The 15,948-nt window shown below is 65.3% G+C and carries 14 protein-coding genes and 2 pseudogenes; 11 read left to right on the top strand and 5 right to left on the bottom strand.

The features are described from left to right. Nucleotides 1-30 precede the first annotated feature (30 nt). The 6 genes and pseudogenes from AUC69_RS13135 to ispG all read left to right on the top strand — a co-directional run. Nucleotides 31-714, top strand: a pseudogene (locus AUC69_RS13135) (metal ABC transporter ATP-binding protein); the annotation flags it as partial. Beyond that, nucleotides 711-1,577 carry a metal ABC transporter permease gene (locus AUC69_RS13130; RefSeq protein ID WP_069442550.1) on the top strand — a complete coding sequence of 289 codons (867 nt, stop codon included), beginning with the start codon at nt 711-713 and terminating at the stop codon, nt 1,575-1,577. The pseudogene AUC69_RS13135 and the gene AUC69_RS13130, both read left to right, overlap by 4 nt. A gap of 23 nt (nt 1,578-1,600) precedes the next feature. After that, nucleotides 1,601-2,577: pseudogene (locus tag AUC69_RS13125) on the top strand (metal ABC transporter substrate-binding protein). Between the two features lie 28 nt (nt 2,578-2,605). Then, nucleotides 2,606-3,508 (top strand): hypothetical protein, encoded by a 903-nt coding sequence (locus AUC69_RS13120; RefSeq protein ID WP_158008118.1) that lies wholly within the window; start codon nt 2,606-2,608, stop codon nt 3,506-3,508. Nucleotides 3,509-3,576: 68 nt separating this feature from the next. Next, the gene (locus AUC69_RS13115; protein WP_141700798.1) at nt 3,577-3,969 is read left to right on the top strand and encodes a VanZ family protein; all 393 of its coding nucleotides are present in this window, start codon (nt 3,577-3,579) and stop codon (nt 3,967-3,969) included. Nucleotides 3,970-3,983: 14 nt separating this feature from the next. Then, complete coding sequence (gene ispG, locus AUC69_RS13110) at nt 3,984-5,228, top strand: flavodoxin-dependent (E)-4-hydroxy-3-methylbut-2-enyl-diphosphate synthase (RefSeq protein ID WP_244500265.1); 1,245 nt, start codon at nt 3,984-3,986, stop codon at nt 5,226-5,228. Between the two features lie 17 nt (nt 5,229-5,245). On the opposite strand, the gene AUC69_RS13105 is transcribed toward ispG, so the two are convergent. Continuing rightward, nucleotides 5,246-5,938, bottom strand: a complete 693-nt coding sequence (locus AUC69_RS13105; protein ID WP_158008117.1) for a DUF1345 domain-containing protein — start codon at nt 5,936-5,938, stop codon at nt 5,246-5,248. A gap of 400 nt (nt 5,939-6,338) precedes the next feature. Between AUC69_RS13105 and AUC69_RS18725 the strand changes: the two genes are divergently transcribed. Then, the gene (locus AUC69_RS18725) at nt 6,339-7,148 is read left to right on the top strand and encodes a hypothetical protein (RefSeq protein ID WP_069442545.1); all 810 of its coding nucleotides are present in this window, start codon (nt 6,339-6,341) and stop codon (nt 7,146-7,148) included. 359 nt (nt 7,149-7,507) lie between these two features. After that, a complete protein-coding gene (locus tag AUC69_RS19440) occupies nt 7,508-9,115 on the top strand; it encodes an autotransporter outer membrane beta-barrel domain-containing protein (protein ID WP_342018601.1) in 1,608 nt (535 codons plus the stop codon). 14 nt (nt 9,116-9,129) lie between these two features. Here the strand turns inward: AUC69_RS19440 and AUC69_RS13090 are convergent, their stop codons facing one another. Continuing rightward, nucleotides 9,130-10,023 carry a polyprenyl synthetase family protein gene (locus tag AUC69_RS13090; protein ID WP_069442543.1) on the bottom strand — a complete coding sequence of 298 codons (894 nt, stop codon included), beginning with the start codon at nt 10,021-10,023 and terminating at the stop codon, nt 9,130-9,132. Nucleotides 10,024-10,220: 197 nt separating this feature from the next. Between AUC69_RS13090 and mtgA the strand changes: the two genes are divergently transcribed. The 3 genes from mtgA (at nt 10,221) to AUC69_RS13075 (ending at nt 13,352) form a co-directional block, all read left to right on the top strand. Next, a complete protein-coding gene (gene mtgA / locus AUC69_RS13085) occupies nt 10,221-10,868 on the top strand; it encodes a monofunctional biosynthetic peptidoglycan transglycosylase (RefSeq protein ID WP_244500257.1) in 648 nt (215 codons plus the stop codon). A gap of 163 nt (nt 10,869-11,031) precedes the next feature. Beyond that, a complete protein-coding gene (gene rpmF, locus AUC69_RS13080) occupies nt 11,032-11,217 on the top strand; it encodes a 50S ribosomal protein L32 (protein WP_069442542.1) in 186 nt (61 codons plus the stop codon). A 320-nt stretch (nt 11,218-11,537) separates the two neighbouring features. Next, entirely contained in the window at nt 11,538-13,352 is a 1,815-nt protein-coding gene (locus AUC69_RS13075; RefSeq protein ID WP_069442541.1) for a putative bifunctional diguanylate cyclase/phosphodiesterase, read from the top strand. Here AUC69_RS13075 and AUC69_RS13070 read toward each other — a convergent pair. The 3 genes from AUC69_RS13070 to AUC69_RS13060 all read right to left on the bottom strand — a co-directional run bounded on the left by AUC69_RS13070 (nt 13,349) and on the right by AUC69_RS13060 (nt 15,906). After that, on the bottom strand, nt 13,349-13,879 hold the full coding sequence (locus AUC69_RS13070; protein ID WP_069442540.1) for a gamma-glutamylcyclotransferase: 531 nt from the start codon (nt 13,877-13,879) through the stop codon (nt 13,349-13,351). The genes AUC69_RS13075 and AUC69_RS13070 overlap by 4 nt on opposite strands. 67 nt (nt 13,880-13,946) lie before the next feature. After that, nucleotides 13,947-14,522 carry a hypothetical protein gene (locus tag AUC69_RS13065; protein ID WP_141700797.1) on the bottom strand — a complete coding sequence of 192 codons (576 nt, stop codon included), beginning with the start codon at nt 14,520-14,522 and terminating at the stop codon, nt 13,947-13,949. 199 nt (nt 14,523-14,721) lie between these two features. Continuing rightward, a complete protein-coding gene (locus AUC69_RS13060) occupies nt 14,722-15,906 on the bottom strand; it encodes an alkane 1-monooxygenase (protein ID WP_069442538.1) in 1,185 nt (394 codons plus the stop codon). Nucleotides 15,907-15,948 lie beyond the last annotated feature (42 nt).

Raw genomic sequence — 15,948 nt, 5'->3', positions numbered from 1 at the left:
CACCCGGCCGTGCACCACATCAGCGGCGAGATCTCCCGCGGCGAACTTCTGGCCGTGGTGGGTCCGAACGGCGCCGGCAAGTCGACGCTGCTGAAGGGCATTGTCGGCGAGCTCAAGCCCTTGAGCGGCAGTCTGAGCCTCGACGGTCTCGGCAAGCGCGACATCGCCTATCTGCCGCAAGTCATCGAGATCGACCGCTCCTTTCCCATCTCGGTGTTCGACTGCGTCGCCATGGGGCTGTGGCGCACCATCGGCGCCTGGCGCGGATTGCGCGCGCGCGACAAGCAAGCCGTGATCGGCGCGCTTCGCACGGTGGACCTGGTGGAACTCGCGGACCGGCCGGTGGGCTCGCTGTCGGGCGGACAATTCCAGCGCATGCTGTTCGCGCGGCTCCTTCTGCAAGACGCCGCGGTGATCCTGCTCGACGAGCCGTTCCGCGCCGTCGACACCAGAACCGTCGCCGAGCTCATCGCGCTCATCGAGCGTTGGCATCGCGAGGGGCGTACCGTGCTCGCCGCGCTGCACGACATCGAGCAGGTGCGCGCGCATTTTCCCGACACATTGCTGCTGGCGCGCGAGGTCGTGGCCTGGGGAAAAACGCCACAGGTTCTGACGCCGGCCAATCTCGCCAAATCGCGCACACTCACCGAGGCCTTCGACAGCCACGCGGAGATTTGCGAGCGCGACGAGGAGTTGGAGCGCGAGACCGCATGATCGACACGCTCGTCCAGCCCTTCATCGAGTTCGCCTTCATGCGGCGGGCGCTGGTCGGCTGCCTCGCCATCTCTTTGACGGCGCCGCCCATCGGCGTGTTCCTCGTCTTGCGGCGCATGAGCCTCATGGGCGACGCCATGGGCCACGCCATCCTGCCGGGCGCGGCCATTGGCTATCTGCTCGCCGGGCTGTCGCTGTTCGCCATGAGTCTCGGTGGTTTCGCCGCTGGCCTCGCCGTGGCGCTCGCCGCCGGCCTCGTCGCCCGCTCCACGGTGTTGCGCGAGGATGCGAGCCTGGCCGGGTTCTATCTGGTGTCTCTGGCGCTCGGCGTGATGCTGGTGTCGGTGCGCGGCAGCAATGTCGACCTCCTGCATGTGCTGTTCGGCACGGTGCTGGCGCTCGACGACGCGGCGCTCCTGCTCATCGCCAGCATCGCCACGGTGTCGCTCGTGGCGCTGGCGGTGATCTACCGGCCGCTCGTGCTCGAATGCTTCGATCCGGAGTTCCTGCGCTCGGTGAGCCCGTTGAGCTCGCCGACCCATCTGCTGTTCCTGTTGCTGGTGGTGCTCAATCTCGTCGCCGGCTTCCAGGCGCTCGGCACGCTGATGGCCGTCGGCATCATGCTGCTGCCGGCGGTGGCGGCGCGGTTCTGGGCCGAGGACGTGTCGGGAATGATCGGCGTGGCTGTGGCGACCGCCTTCGCCGCCAGCGTCACCGGGCTGCTGATGTCCTACTACCTGAACGTGCCCACCGGCCCCGCGGTCATTCTCGCCTGCGGCGCCTTCTATTTCCTGTCGATGCTTGTCGGCGTCAAAGGCGGCGTCCTGTGGCGGCTGATGCCGCGCAAGCATCTCGAAGCCTGATCCAACGCTCAAGGAGTCGCGTCATGCGCAATCGCTTCATCACACTCTTGGGGACTGTCCTTGTACTGCTCGGCCTGACCTGCGGTGCGCAGGCCGCCGACACGGTCAAGGCCGTGGCGTCGTTCAGCATTCTCGGCGACATGGTGAAACAGGTGGGGGGCGACCGGGTCGAGGTCACGACGCTGGTGGGACCGGACAGCGACGCCCATGTGTTCAGCCCGACACCCGCCGACGCCAAGATGCTGGCGGGCGCCGACATCTTCTTCGTCAACGGGCTTGGCTTCGAAGGCTGGATGGAGCGGCTGGAGAACGCCTCGGGCTTCAAAGGCACGCTCGTGGTGACGAGCGGGGGCGTCAAGCCGCTGACCATGGTGGAAGAAGAGGGCCACCATCATGGCGCCGATGCGGAGGACGATCACGACGACCATGCCAAGGGCGAGGACCACGACGACGAGGACCATGACGCGGCGGTGGTGACCGATCCCCATGCCTGGCAGAGCCTCGCCAATGGCAAGCTCTATGTGGAGAATATCCGCGACGGGCTGATCGCCGCCGATCCGGACGGCAAGGCCGTCTATGAGGCGAACGCCGCCAAATACCTGGCCGCCATCGACGCCGAAGACAAGGCGGTCAAGGCGGCCATCGCCAATCTGCCGCCGGCCCGCCGCAAGATCATCACCTCTCATGACGCCTTCGGCTATTTCGCCGATGCCTATGGGCTCGAGGTCATCTCGCCGGAGGGCGTGAGCACCGAGAGCGAGGCCTCGGCCCAGGACGTGGCCAAGATCATCCGCCAGATCCGCGCCGAGCATATCCCGGCGGTGTTCATCGAGAATGTCACCGACCGCCGCCTGCTCGATCAGATCGCGCGGGAGACCGGCGCCAAGATCGGCGGCGTGCTCTATTCCGACGCGCTGTCGGGCCCGACGGTCCGGCGCCGACCTATCTCGGCATGTTCAAGCACAATGTCGGAGCGCTCACCGCGGCGCTATCGTCTTGAGCTGGCAATTCATCGGGGGGCCGAACACGTGATTCAAGAACGACTGCTCTGTCTTCTTCCCTATACCGGCAGACGTTTTTGGTTGATGACCCTGTGGCTCGCGGCCCTTGGGTCGCCGGGAACCGCGACACTCGCCGAGGAAGGCGATACCGCGATGGAGGAACCACCCGGCGTCGAGTTTGGGACCGAGTTCTATGCCGGACGGCGAGGCTATCTTCATGGTGGGATGCATCTCCATGCCCCGCTAAACGAAAACCAGGAAATAGGACTCAACGGGCACTTCGTCCGGGAAGAAACCGGCGGACCAGTATTCCCGTCGCTTGGCGCGACCTTCCACCAGGACTTCACGAGTGGGTTTGGCTTGGAAGCCTATTCGTTCACCTACATACCCGTCGACGAGCAACATGCCTGGGCGATTGGATTGCGCGGCTCCCGGCGTTTCTCTCTCGGAGATGAAGCTACGGTCACGCCATTTCTCGGTCCGGTCTATGCGAGCGTGCAGGCCATTGACGAAGCGACGGAGAGACCCACGGACATCGACCATGTGATGCTGCTCGGAGGGTTCGCTATCGAGACCGGAAAGCTCGAGCTCACCGTGTTCGGCAGTCATTCGTTTTTCAGCCGTGACCCCGTTGGCCTGGAAACCCATGTTGATCTTCAGGAAATGACGCAGTTCGAGGCCTATGAGAATAATGATGGATTCGCGCGAAACAGCTTGGCGACCGAGCTGGCCTATTCGCCGACCGATAGAATCACGCTCACCGGACGTTACGCGTTGATCGAATACGACGACGGGACCCGCAACTCGATCGCATTTGTGCCTTCGATCGCGTTGGGCCCTCGCTGGGAGGCCTTCGCCGGTGTTCAGTTTCTCCGCGGCTATGGGCCGGACCAGGACCTCGTCACGGGCGGTCTTTCCCTTTCTTTCTAAGCTGGAGGCGCCTGTGGACAGACGCGAGCCAAGAAACGATCGCCAGGTTTTGCTTCGCGTTGCCTGACTTGCGCAGGTCGCTGTGGTTCATACTTGCGGTGCTGGCCGGCGCCATCGTGTTCGCGGCGCTGGGGCCGCCTGAGTGGCAATTCCGCCTCGGGCTGCACTGGCTGGTGGAGCATTTCCTCGCCTTTTTCGGGCTGACGATATTCGCCTGTCTCGCCTGGCCGCGGCCGATGGCGGTGGCGGCGGTGCTGCTGCCTTTCGCGGTCCTGCTCGAGGCGGCGCAAGCCCTGACGGCGGACCGCACGGCAGACCCGGCCACGGCGCTCAGTGCGGCCTCGGCGGTCGCGGCCGCGGCGCTTCTTGCAGATGCGGTCCTGTCGGTGCGGAGCCTGGCTGTGCGGAAAAGCGCGGGAAACCCTGAGATCCGGGCGGTAGCGCGGCCTCCACAAATGTGATGTATCCTGGCGCCATGGAGATGAAAGCGCGCAAGCGTACCATAGCGGTCCGGATCGGCGGCGTGACCATGGGCGGCGGTGCCCCCATCGTCGTCCAATCCATGACCAATACGGACACGGCGGATGTGGGCGCGACGGTGACGCAAGTGGCGGCGCTGGCGCGGGCCGGCTCGGAGCTCGTGCGCATCACCGTGGACCGGGCAGAGGCCGCCGCGGCGGTACCTGAGATCCGCGACCAGCTCGCGGCGCTCGGGGTCGACGTGCCGCTGATCGGCGACTTTCATTACAACGGCCACACGCTGCTCGCCGCGTATCCGGCTTGCGCGGAAGCGCTCGCCAAATACCGCATCAATCCCGGCAATGTCGGCTTCAAGGACAAGCGCGACAAGCAGTTCTCCCAGATCATCGAGATCGCGCTCCGCCACGACAAGCCGGTGCGCATCGGCGTCAACTGGGGCAGCCTCGACCAGGATCTGCTCACCCGTCTCATGGATGAGAACGCGCAAAGTCCCGACCCGAAGGACGCGCGCGCAGTGATGCACGAGGCCATCGTGCAGTCGGCGCTGATCTCGGCGGAGCGCGCGCAGGAGCTGGGGCTCGGCGCCGATAAAATCGTGCTGTCGGCCAAGTCTTCCGCGGTGCAGGACCTCATTGCCGTCTATGCGATGCTGGCGGCGCGGTCCGACCTCGCGCTGCATCTCGGGCTGACCGAGGCCGGCATGGGCTCGAAAGGCATCGTCGCTTCGTCGGCGGCACTTTCCGTCCTGCTCCAGCAAGGTATCGGCGACACGATCCGCATCTCGCTGACGCCGGAGCCGAACGGCGACCGCACGCTCGAGGTGAAGGTGGCGCAGGAGCTTTTGCAGAGCATGGGCTTCCGCGCCTTCGTGCCGCTGGTGGCGGCGTGTCCGGGGTGCGGGCGCACCACGTCCACCACGTTCCAGGAGCTCGCCCGCGACATTCAGGATTTCATCCGCGACCAGATGCCGGAGTGGAAGCGCCGCTATCCCGGCGTGGAGACGCTCAACGTCGCGGTGATGGGCTGCATCGTCAACGGGCCGGGCGAATCCAAGCATGCCGATATCGGTATCTCGCTCCCCGGCACCGGCGAGTCGCCGGCGGCACCGGTGTTCATCGACGGCGAGAAGGTGACGACGCTGCGCGGACCGGGGGCGGCGGCGGAATTCAAGCAGATGGTGCTCGACTATATCGAGCGCCGCTACGGCACCGGCGCCATGGGCCGCAGCGCGGCGGAGTAGACGCTAGCGCCCCGCGCCTACTTGATCGAGATCGCGTCGCCCGCGATCGACACCGTCAGCGCGATCATCGTGACATTGAAGACGAAGGCGACGAGGCCGTGTGTCGTCACGGTCTTGCGGATGGTGGCCGAGGTCACTGCCACGTCGGAGACCGCCGTCGAGGTCCCGATGACGAAAGCGAAATAGACGAAGTCCCAATAGCCGGGCTTGTCGCCGCCGGGAAAGCGCATGCCGCCACCAGCCCCGCGATGCTCCGCGTAATATTCATGGGCGTAATGCAGCGCGAACATGGTGTGGATGAACAGCCACGACAGCAAGGTGGTGACAAACAGCAGCGCGAGAAGGCCGGGCTGAATATTCTCGCTCTGCGATGCCGTGCGCAGCCAGAACACGATGGCGATGAGGCTCGTCATGCCGGCGGCCACGGTGAGAATGGGAATGGCGACGCGGCCATCGTCCTGCAGCGGCGATTCGCGGCGCACCCGGTCGGGATCCGAGCGCAGGATCATGACGACCACCAGCAGGAGATAGAGCGCCACGCCAGCGTCGAAGCCGATCAAGAAGCGCGACGTGAGATGATAGCTGTTCGGCAGGACCGCGCCGAGCGCCAACCCGAGAATCACCGCGAAGACGAATCGCCAGCGCGCCTGGAGGAAGCGGGAAACCCGCATGTCCCGCAAGCGATATGAAGGCTGCGGCGTCGTGGCCATGGGCGCCATTCGATCCGGATTCGCAGGTTTCCTCAAGCGCGCCCTTTGCGACAGGCCAAGTCGGTGAGCGCGCGGGGAAAAGTAGTGCCGGCTCCGGATAACCAGAACCATGGCGGGCAAAGTTTCCTGTCACCCAAATATCACAGGGTTCCAGTGAAGTGCGGCTGACCGGAAAATTGCCGTGGACCGGGGCGGGTCCCGGTTCTACAGATTGGGAGCGCGAGGGGGCCGCGCATCGACTGTTTTCAGGGGGTGAATGGGCCGGAACCGCAAAGCGGCCGGACCGCGTTGTCAAGCGTCTGTCTCGCTCACAGGCGATCTCACGATCGCTCGTGCTGCCATCCAGTCCAAACCAACCGGTCTTCGGCGTTCCACACTGCTCGGCACAGTCGCGGCGGGTATGCTGCTGTGCGGGTATGGGCGCCCCGCCCAGGCGCAGGTCGTGCCGCCGGCAGCCCCGTGCAACACCGTCTCGGGCTCGACGGTCACCTGCTCCGGCAATGTCTCCGCCGGCATCGCTATCGATCAGGTCGGCGCCCCGGCCGACACGTTCAGCACCCTCAATGTCAATGGCGTCACCCGGGACATCGCCCCGGCTTCGATGATCGACGGCATCTATTTCGGCAGCGACGGCAACGTCACCATCAATTCCGATACCGGGCCGTTCTCGATCACGACCACCGGCGACAACGCCGATGGTATCGAGGCCTATTCCTATAACGGCAACGTCAAGGTCACGCACGCGGGCGACATCATCACGCGCGGCGACTATGCCCGCGGCATCTACGCCGACGGCGTCGCCAGCACCATCGTCGATCATACGGGCAATATCACGACGCGCGGGTACGGGAGCGAGGGCATCTACGCCACCGGCTACGGCCGCGTCAGCGTCAAGCAAACCGGAACGATCACGACGCAAGGCGTGTATAGCGACGGCATCTACGCCACCGCTTTCGGCGGGCCCATCACTGTCAATCAGACCGGATCGATCGTCACCCACGGCGACGGCGCATGGGCATCAACGCGTTCAGTCCGGTCGCCGACATCACCGTCAACCAGACCGGCAATATCACGACCCATGGCGATGGCTCTTACGGCATCGGCGCCTTTTCGCCTTCTGGAAACATCACGGTCAGGCAGACCGGCAACATCACCACCCATGGCTATGACGCCAACGGCATCACCGCGATCTCCTACGGGGGCGACGTGACGGTCAAGCAGACCGGCAACATCACCACCAGCGGCCACTACGCTTACGGCATCTCGGCTTTCACGTTGGGGGGCGCGCTCACGGTCAACCACACCGGCACGATCAGAACGAGTGGCAGATACGCCGACGGCATCTACGCGGAGATTTGCTGCGGCGGGCCGATCAGCATAACGCAGAGCGGCGACATCACGGTCACCGGCAACGGCTCGGACGCCATCGACGTGAACGCCGGCTACGGGGAAAGCTTCGTGACCATCAAGCGTGGCAGCACCATCACCGGCGGCCCAGGTTCGGGCGACGGCATCGATTTCGATGGCGGCACCACCAACCGGCTCTTCAATTTTGGCACCATCACCACGATGGGCGAGAACGCCATCGAGGGCGAGGGGCCGGGCGCGGAGATCGTCAACAACTACGGCACGGTCACCGGCAATGTGCATCTCGGCCCCGGCGCCAACCGGTTCAACAACCGGTCCGGCGGTCTGTTCAACACCGGCACGGTCGCGTTCATTGGCGATGGCAATCTCTTGCGCAACGCGGGCACGCTGGCGCCGGGCGGCGTGGGCAAGGTGCGCACCACGGCGTTGACCGGCAATATGGTGCAGACGAGCGGCGGCACGTTCGCCGTGGATTTGAACCTGGGCAACGCCACGACGGACCGCGTGAACGTCTCGGGGACCGCGAAGCTCGACGGCACCGTGAAGGTCGCCGTGCAGAACCCGGCCTTGCTCAAGCAGGAATTCGTCATCCTGTCGGCGGACGGCGGCACGACCGACAACGGGCTCGGTCTGCTGGCGAGCCCGGCCTTGCAGGCCGAGCTGCTGTTCCCCAACGCCAACGACGTGGTGCTCGGCATCGATGTGAACTTCGCGCCGGCCGGCCTCAATCGCAACCAGACGCATATCGGCAACAATCTCAATCAGGTGCTTGGCGCCGGGGTCGGCACGCTGGGGCCCGTCTTCGGCGGCTTGTTCAACGTGTTCACCCTCAACGCTTACGCCGACGCGCTCGATCAGCTGTCGCCGGAGATCTACGCCGATGCGGAGATCGCCGCGCTCTACTCGGCCTTTGACTTCTCCAACAGCCTATTGAGTTGCCACGTGAACGGCATGGAGACCGCCGCCATTAACAAGGAAGGGCAGTGTCTGTGGGTGGGCGGCAAGGGTCGCTTCGTCGAGGGCGACGACACCTTCGAGGATATCGGCTTCGATGAGACCGCGGTGCAGTTCGCCGGCGGGGCGCAGTTCGCGCTCAACCCGGTCTGGCGGCTCGGGCTCGGTGCCGGCTATCAGTCGAGCACGCTGCAGACCAATTCCCTCGCGGAGAGCGAAGGCGATCAGCTGCAAGGCGGCGTTGCGCTCAAATACAATCCCGGCGCGCTGCTCCTGGCCGGCGTGCTCAGCGGCGGGCATGGCTGGTACGACACGACGCGGCCGATGGATTTCGGCGGCTTCACCGAGACCGCGCGGGCCGATCACGAGATCGACATTCTGCAAGGCCGCCTGCATGCGAGCTACGTGCTGGGCGATCCCGGCCTCTACTACAAGCCGATGCTCGATGCCGCGGCGACCGGCGTGACGCTCGACGATGTGCGGGAGACCGGCGCCGGCGGCGCGAGCTTGCTGGTGCGTGGCGACGACCACACGGTGTTCAGCATTTCGCCGGCGCTCGAGGTCGGCACCGAATGGTGGTGGGCCAACGGCACGCTGGTGCGGCCCTTCCTGCGCGGCGGGCTCACTTGGTACAGCGAGGACGACGTCACCGTGTCGGCCTCCTTCTCCGGCGCGCCGTCTGGCGTCGCGCCTTTCACCATCGCCGCGGCCACGGACGAGGTGCAGGCCGACGTGGCGGCGGGGATCGAGATGATCGATACCGAGGATAGCGCGCTGCGCATCTTCTATGACGGGCATTTCGGCGACCGCATCGCCGTGCACGCGGCCGGGCTCAAGGCCTCCGTCAAGTTCTAGCTCTGCCGGACACTTTACGCGCGGCGCTCGGCCACGAAGCGGGCGGCGTCGATCAGCATGGCCGCCTCATCGCCGAAGGGGGCGAGCGCATCTTCCGCTTCCGCCACGAGACCGGCAAGCCGCGCTTTGGCGCCCTCGATCCCGAGCAGGGCCACGAGCGTCGCCTTGCCCTGGTCCGCATCCTTGGCCACCGCCTTGCCCATGGCTTCAGCGTCGCCTTGCGCATCGAGCAGGTCGTCGGCCAGTTGGAAGGCTCGACCGAAGGCGGCCGCATAGGCGGTGAGGGCCGCCCGGCCGCGGCCGTCGGCGCCGCCAAGCACGGCGCCCGCCTCGCAGGCGAAGCGGAACAAGGCGCCGGTCTTCAGCGTCTGCATGGTCACCGTATCCTCGGGCGTGAAAGCGCGGTGCGCGGCGGACAGATCGAGCGCTTGACCGAGCGCCATGCCCTGCCACCCGCTGGCGCGCGCGAGCATCAGCACGAGCTCGGCGCGGACCGCCGCATCCGCGTGGGTCGCCGGCGCGCTCAGAATCTCGAAGGCGAGCGTGAGCAGCGCATCGCCGGCAAGGATGGCCGTCGCCTCGTCGAATGCGATATGGAGGGTCGGCCGGCCGCGGCGCACCGCATCGTCGTCCATGGCCGGGAGGTCGTCATGCACCAGCGAATAACAATGAATGCATTCAAGGGCGCAGGCCGCATCCAGCGCGTGGGCCTCGTCCACGCCGAACAGCCGCGCCGACTGGATCAGCAGAAACGGGCGTAAGCGCTTGCCGCCGCCGAGCGCCGCATAGCGCATGGCGTCGGCCAGCGCCGTGCCGCTTTGCGGGGCGCCCTGGACGGCGGCCAGGTGGGCGCCGAGCCGTTGCTCGATGGCCGATGCTGTGCGTTCGAGCTCTTGCGGGAAGGTCATCTTGGGGGACAGGGATAACGGAGGCGGGGTCCGGCGGCAAACCCCCCGTGGGTTCCGCGCAATCCGGCGTTGCTCCAGGCGGGGGCCGGGAGGTACAACCCGATTCCATGGCGGTATCGGCGGCTTCAGGAGCTCGAAAGCGCGGCAAGGGACGGGCTGGCGGGCGCAAGCATCATCCATGGCTGCGGCGTGTAGCGTTGGCATTGCTCGTCATTGCCGGCGCGCTCTTGCTGTCCATCGTCGTGTTTCGCTTCGTCACTCCGCCGATCACCCCGGTCATGCTCGCCGACAAGCTGAGAGGCGCGACCCTGAAGCGCCACTGGGTGCCGCTCGACAAGATCTCGCCCAATCTGCGCTTGGCGGTGGTGGCGAGCGAGGACGGCCGGTTCTGCGCTCACTGGGGCGTGGACTGGGCGGCGGTCAAGGACGCGGTCGAGGCGGCCCATAGCCTGAAGGGGGTGCGCGGCGCGAGCACGATCTCCATGCAGACGGCCAAGAATCTCTATCTGTGGAATGAGCGCAGCTATGTGCGCAAGGCCCTGGAGGTCCCGTTCGCCTATCTCATGACGGCGATCTGGCCCAAGCGGCGCATGATGGAGGTCTATCTCAACATCGCCCAATGGGGACCAGGGCTCTACGGGGCCGAGGCGGCCAGCCGGTACTACTTTCGCAAGCCCGCTTCCGCGCTCACCCGGCGGGAGGCCGTTCTGCTCGCCGCGGCGCTGCCGAACCCCCGTTTGCGCAACCCCGCCAAGCCCAGCCGGAGGATGCTTCTGGTCGCCAATGCCGTGGAGGGCCGCATGCCCTATATGGTCAAGCGGGCCCAGTGCGTCTTGAAGCCCTGAAAAAGGGTGGTTGTGAGCCCTGGCCAGGGGAAAAGATTGCCCTTATAAGGGCGCCAAGACAGCCCGATGAGGGCACGAAGACAGGCCCCTAAAGGGCTGAGACAGGCTCCCCGCGGGACCGCGTGGGCGAATTGAGATTTTACGACTTTGAGGCTTTACGACTATGGCTGTTCCTAAAAGAAAAACCTCCCGCATGAAGCGGGGTTTTCGGCGTAGCGCCGATGCATTGGAGTCCCCGACCTATGTCGAGGATAAGGACTCCGGCGAGCTACGCCGGCCGCATCACATCGACCTGAAGTCCGGGCGCTATCGCGGCCGTCAGGTGATCGTGATCAAGGAAGAGGCCTAAGCCGCCGCGCGTTTGCGCCTGGCGGCCGCCTCATCAACCTCCTTTGCTGCGCTTCTCCTGCCGCTCCTTGGGCGGCGGGCGTTTTCGCGCGTCCAAGGCCTGCCATGGCCCTTGTGGCAATTCCGCAAGCATTCATCAACCAAGCTACATGAAAGCCGCCGTTCGAGGGGCTCCAGGCCGGTAAAGCTGCGCCGGGGATCCTTAAAGGGAGGCCGGGCTTTCGGCTTTTTTAAACCTTATCGCCTAGCCTCCCGATCAATAAACCGAGGCGCCGAATGGCGCTCCCATGGTGGGTCCGTGGGGCAAAATGGGGGCGGTCAGTGGTTGCATCCTCTAACGAGTTTGCCGGAGGCGGCGGTGTTCCTTCGCGCCAACCGGGAAATGCCGGCGTCGCGGATTTCGGTCAGCTTGGTGGCGAGTCGCCGGAACAGGGGCCGCTCGATCTCGACCAGGTTCTGGAGAGCGTGCATGCCACGGCCTACCGCTGGGACGTCGCCGGCGACACGATCGACTGGGCGGACAACGCCGGAGTCGTGCTCGGCGTGGACGACATCGCCAAACTTCGCCGTGGGCGGGCTTTCGCCTTACACATCGATGCCGAGCATGCCGGCGCGCGTTACGACGGCGTCACCGGCGGCCCGCATGCCACGCCAGGCGCGGCGCTGCATTACTGCTTGCACTACCGGCTCCTGCCCGAGGGGCGCCGGGGCAAGAGGGCCCTCTGGGTCGAGGATACGGGTGTTTGCTTCACCGATGCCGACGGACGCCCCATGCAGGCGCAAGGCACGCTGCGGGTCATCGCCGACCGGCGCCAGCAGGAGCGGCAACACCCCGCCGCAAATCATGACGAGCTCACCGGCCAACTCAACCGGACGCGGTTGACCGAGGCTCTGACGACGCTTCTGTCGAATGCGTCCCGCTCGCCCATCAATGGCGCCTTCTTGCTGGCCGGGGTCAACGACCTGACCCTGATCAACGAGACCTATGGCTTCGATGTCGGCGACGAGGTGATCACCGTGGTGGGCCGGCGCTTGGGCCGCGTGTTGCGCGGTAAGGATTGCATCGGACGCTTCTCATCCAACAAATTCGGCATCGTGCTGCACGATTGCGACACCAACGGTATCGAGGCGATTGCCCGCCGCCTCATGGAGGCGATCAGCTCGAGCGTCGTCGACACCAGCGTCGGCGCGGTGGCGGCGACGATCTCCGTGGGCGCGGTGATCATTCCCGAGAACGCCTCGAGCGCCCGGAGCGCCATCGGCCACGCGCTACAAGCGCTCGATACCGGACGCAGCAACCGCGGCGACCAGTACTGCCAATATGTTCCCTGCGAGCGGCACGAGTCGGAACGCCGGCATAAAGTGGCCATCGCCGACGAGATCATCCGCGCTCTGAACGACCGCCGCATGATGATCGCGCTCCAGCCGATCGTCACCTCGCGTAGCCACGAGCCTGAGGTCTACGAATGCCTGCTCCGCATGCGGCGGACCGACGGCACGGTGATCAGCGCGAGTGAGTTCATCGGCGTGGCCGAGCAGTTCGGCCTCGCCAAGCTGATCGATTATCGCGTGCTTGAGCTGGCGATCGATCTCTTGCGCGCCTCGCCCAAGATCAAGCTGGCGCTCAACGTATCGGCGGCGACGGCGACGGACCCGCAATGGATGGCTGGGCTCGAAGGCTTCACCGGCAAGGACCGTTCGCTAACCGAGCGCCTCACCATCGAGATCACCGAGACGACCGCCATCTCCGACGTGAAGGCGGCGGTGAAATTCGTCACGGCCCTGAAGGAGCTCGGCTGCCGCGTGGCGCTCGACGATTTCGGCGCCGGCTACACCTCGTTCCGGTCCCTGCGCCAACTCGGCGTGGACATGGTCAAGATCGACGGCTCGTTCATCCAGAATCTCGGCAACGACGCCGAGGACGAAATGTTCGTGCGCACGCTGATCGATCTTGCCCGCAGCTTCGGCGTCGTCACCGTCGGCGAGTGGGTTGGCGACGAGCGGACCATGAAGCTGTTGGAGAAGGCGGGCGTCTCCTACATGCAGGGCTATTTCTTCGGCAAGCCGGAACTTGCCAAGGATGCCGGCGAGACGAAACCCGCCGCGCCCTCCAAGCCGGCCAAGCCAGCCGGCTAGGCGTTGCGCCTCAAGTGCGTGGCGAGGTGCGCCAGGCCGACGTCATGCACGCCTTCCTCCTCCAAATGCCGCACCGTGTTCAGAACATATTCGACATTGTCGCCCGCTTCGCCGCAGCAGGTCCGCACGATGCGGAGCTGCTCGTCGAGACTGAGCCTGCCGGCATATTGGGCGTGACTGGGATTGGCGAGAAAGGTGAGGGCGCGCACCGTCCGGCCCGAGCCGTCGAGCAGGCGCACGGGGCGGTAGGCTTCGCGATAGACCTCGGTGACTTGTTCGCGATCGCGCAAATACGCGACGGTCGCTTCCTCGGCGCCTTTGCTGACGCGGAAGGCCACGCCGCGGCAAGCGCCGCCGCGGTCGAGTCCGAGCACGAGACCCGGCTGTTCGTGGGTGCCGCGGTGCACGACGGAATAGACGCAAAGCGCGCGGTGGGCGCCCCGGAGCAGACCCGGCGTTTGCATGTCATGGGGAAAGCCCGGCCGCCACATCAGCGAGCCGTATCCGAAGACCCAAAGCTCAGTCATGTAGCGCCCTGTCCTGACTTTGCTCCGATCTAGGACATGCGGTCGTCAACGCGTGGCCGCCCGCAAGTCATGAGTGTGGCGCCTCCTGACCGCTCGCGCGCCGCCGCAGGATGATCATCCACATACCAAAGGCCGCGAGGAAACCACAAAGGACGATCAAGGCGAGCGCGGTGAGCCAGTTAGCTGGGTCGACGATAAGCGTGACAACACCGACACCGACACCGGCAAGCAAGCCAATTTCAAGCCACCACAGGTGAGCCGGTTTGAGCGTAATTGCCTCGGAGGTGTAGGCCCCTTTCAGCGACAGTCTTTCGTCGGAAGGCTGCATGCCACGCACAAGGTATGGGACCACAGCCATGTGGTAGAGAAATAGTAGAACCGCTGCGCCGATGAAGAGCGCGAGGTACCTCTCTAGGAGGACACCTAGCGTCGTGAAGCCAATTCCCAGAACCAGCCCGACGACGCAAAGGGCCTTGGTTTGCCGCACTAGGCGTTCGTAGTCCTGCTCCGAGGCAATGACGTAACCGCGGCCCAATACCCCCCTCGGAAAGAACAGTTTGCGCCCGTCTTTTCCGGTCTTGAAAATGCTGCTCGTCCAGGCGTCTAGGTAGTTTTGTATGAGTTGGCTCAGATATTTGATCAAGTCACTCCCCCGTTGAGTCAGGTAGTGGGCACGAGCCTTGAAACTGGCCGTGCCGTCAGCCGGCCCGGCTAAGACCACATTCGCAAAAGTGGCCGAGCACTTCCAGCATCGCCTCCTTGTTGTTCAAGAACACGTCGCGGCGCATGACGGGATCAGTAGACGCGGTGATCCGAAACCGCACGCCCTATGCGCGACGTCGTTAAGCGAGGCCTTCCCAGCCGCGGGCGCGCACAATCTCGCGCTCGGCATCGCTGGCAAAGTTCTTGTCCCAGTCCACCAACAGCTCCCGCATGATCCGCCGCCAGAGCGGGGGCGTAAGCGCGATGAACGCCATGGTCTGGTAGCCGTAGGGCAGCATCGGGGCGTTGTCCGGTGCGTCCAGCTGCCAAAACGGCTTGGTGGCGAACATGTGATGGTCGGAGTGACGCGGCAGATTGTAGTGCAGGATGTTGGAGATCGTCCGGTAGCTGTCCCAGCTGTGATGCGGCCGGATCGGCGTATTCTCGACGCGCACCAGCCCAAAATGCTGCACATAGTTGATGAGCTCGTGGAATAGGCGCCCGAGCAGGCCGGCGAGGAAGATCGCCAAGAGACCGGCGGGCCCCCCGAGGATCAGCGCAAGCACGAGGATCGACAGCGGCGCGAGATGCGCCTGGATTAGCCGGTTGTGCCAGGACCAAACGGTGAGCCCCTTGCGGCGCAGGCGTGCCGCCTCGACCTGCGCGGCTTGAGCGAATTGCTGCACCAAAGCCCGCGCCACGAAAGTCCGCAAGCGTTCGCCGCGCCGCGCCGTCGACGCATCGTCAAAGGTGCCCACCTGCCGGTGATGGACATAGACATGATAGATGGCGAAGGAGGAATTTCCGGTGAAGCCGAGCAGGATCTGCGCGACCAGCTTGGCCAGCGTGCCGGGCCGATGGGTGAGCTCATGGCCGACCGTGGCGCCGACCAGGGCAAAGAGATAGCCCGTCACCCACAAGGCGCCGATCCATTCCAGCGGCCACTCAAGAGGGTTCGGGCGCTCCGCGGCGAACCGCACGAGCAGAATGGCCAACAGGCTGATCAGCGGGAGAGACAAATAGAGATTGAAATTGCAGAAGGCGCGGGCGCGGTCGCTCAGCGTGATGCGGTCGTCGCCGCTGGCCTCGTCGGCGAAGGATGCGACGGCCATGGCCACGGCGATAACCAGGAAGGGCGCATAGCCGCCAACGACCAGCGAGCCCGCGCCGAGCGCCAGGAGGACATTGGCCGACATATAGCGCCAGGTCGCCAGCAGACTGTCGCGGCGGAAGAGGGAGGGCTTGGCCGCGTCTTTCGCGTGGGGCGCGGAGGCCCCGGCATCGGCGCGAGCCAGTCTACGGGCGCTGTCGGTATCGGTCGTCATGAAGCAAATATGCCGGTCAAGATCAGGGGCAAAAATAGGGCT

The sequence above is a fragment of the Methyloceanibacter superfactus genome, from assembly GCF_001723305.1.
GTDB lineage: Bacteria > Pseudomonadota > Alphaproteobacteria > Rhizobiales > Methyloligellaceae > Methyloceanibacter > Methyloceanibacter superfactus.
This window is presented reverse-complemented; position numbering and strand designations above follow the sequence as displayed.

What these genes read in the sequence shown, in the direction of transcription:
- AUC69_RS13060 (WP_069442538.1), bottom strand. Translation starts at nt 15,906, where the DNA reads ATGACGACCGATACCGACAGCGCCCGTAGACTGGCTCGCGCCGATGCC.
- rpmF (WP_069442542.1), top strand. Translation starts at nt 11,032, where the DNA reads ATGGCTGTTCCTAAAAGAAAAACCTCCCGCATGAAGCGGGGTTTTCGG.
- AUC69_RS19440 (WP_342018601.1), top strand. Translation starts at nt 7,508, where the DNA reads ATGGGCGAGAACGCCATCGAGGGCGAGGGGCCGGGCGCGGAGATCGTC.
- AUC69_RS13090 (WP_069442543.1), bottom strand. Translation starts at nt 10,023, where the DNA reads ATGACCTTCCCGCAAGAGCTCGAACGCACAGCATCGGCCATCGAGCAA.
- AUC69_RS13070 (WP_069442540.1), bottom strand. Translation starts at nt 13,879, where the DNA reads ATGACTGAGCTTTGGGTCTTCGGATACGGCTCGCTGATGTGGCGGCCG.
- AUC69_RS18725 (WP_069442545.1), top strand. Translation starts at nt 6,339, where the DNA reads ATGCTGCTGTGCGGGTATGGGCGCCCCGCCCAGGCGCAGGTCGTGCCG.
- AUC69_RS13105 (WP_158008117.1), bottom strand. Translation starts at nt 5,938, where the DNA reads ATGGCCACGACGCCGCAGCCTTCATATCGCTTGCGGGACATGCGGGTT.
- AUC69_RS13130 (WP_069442550.1), top strand. Translation starts at nt 711, where the DNA reads ATGATCGACACGCTCGTCCAGCCCTTCATCGAGTTCGCCTTCATGCGG.
- ispG (WP_244500265.1), top strand. Translation starts at nt 3,984, where the DNA reads ATGGAGATGAAAGCGCGCAAGCGTACCATAGCGGTCCGGATCGGCGGC.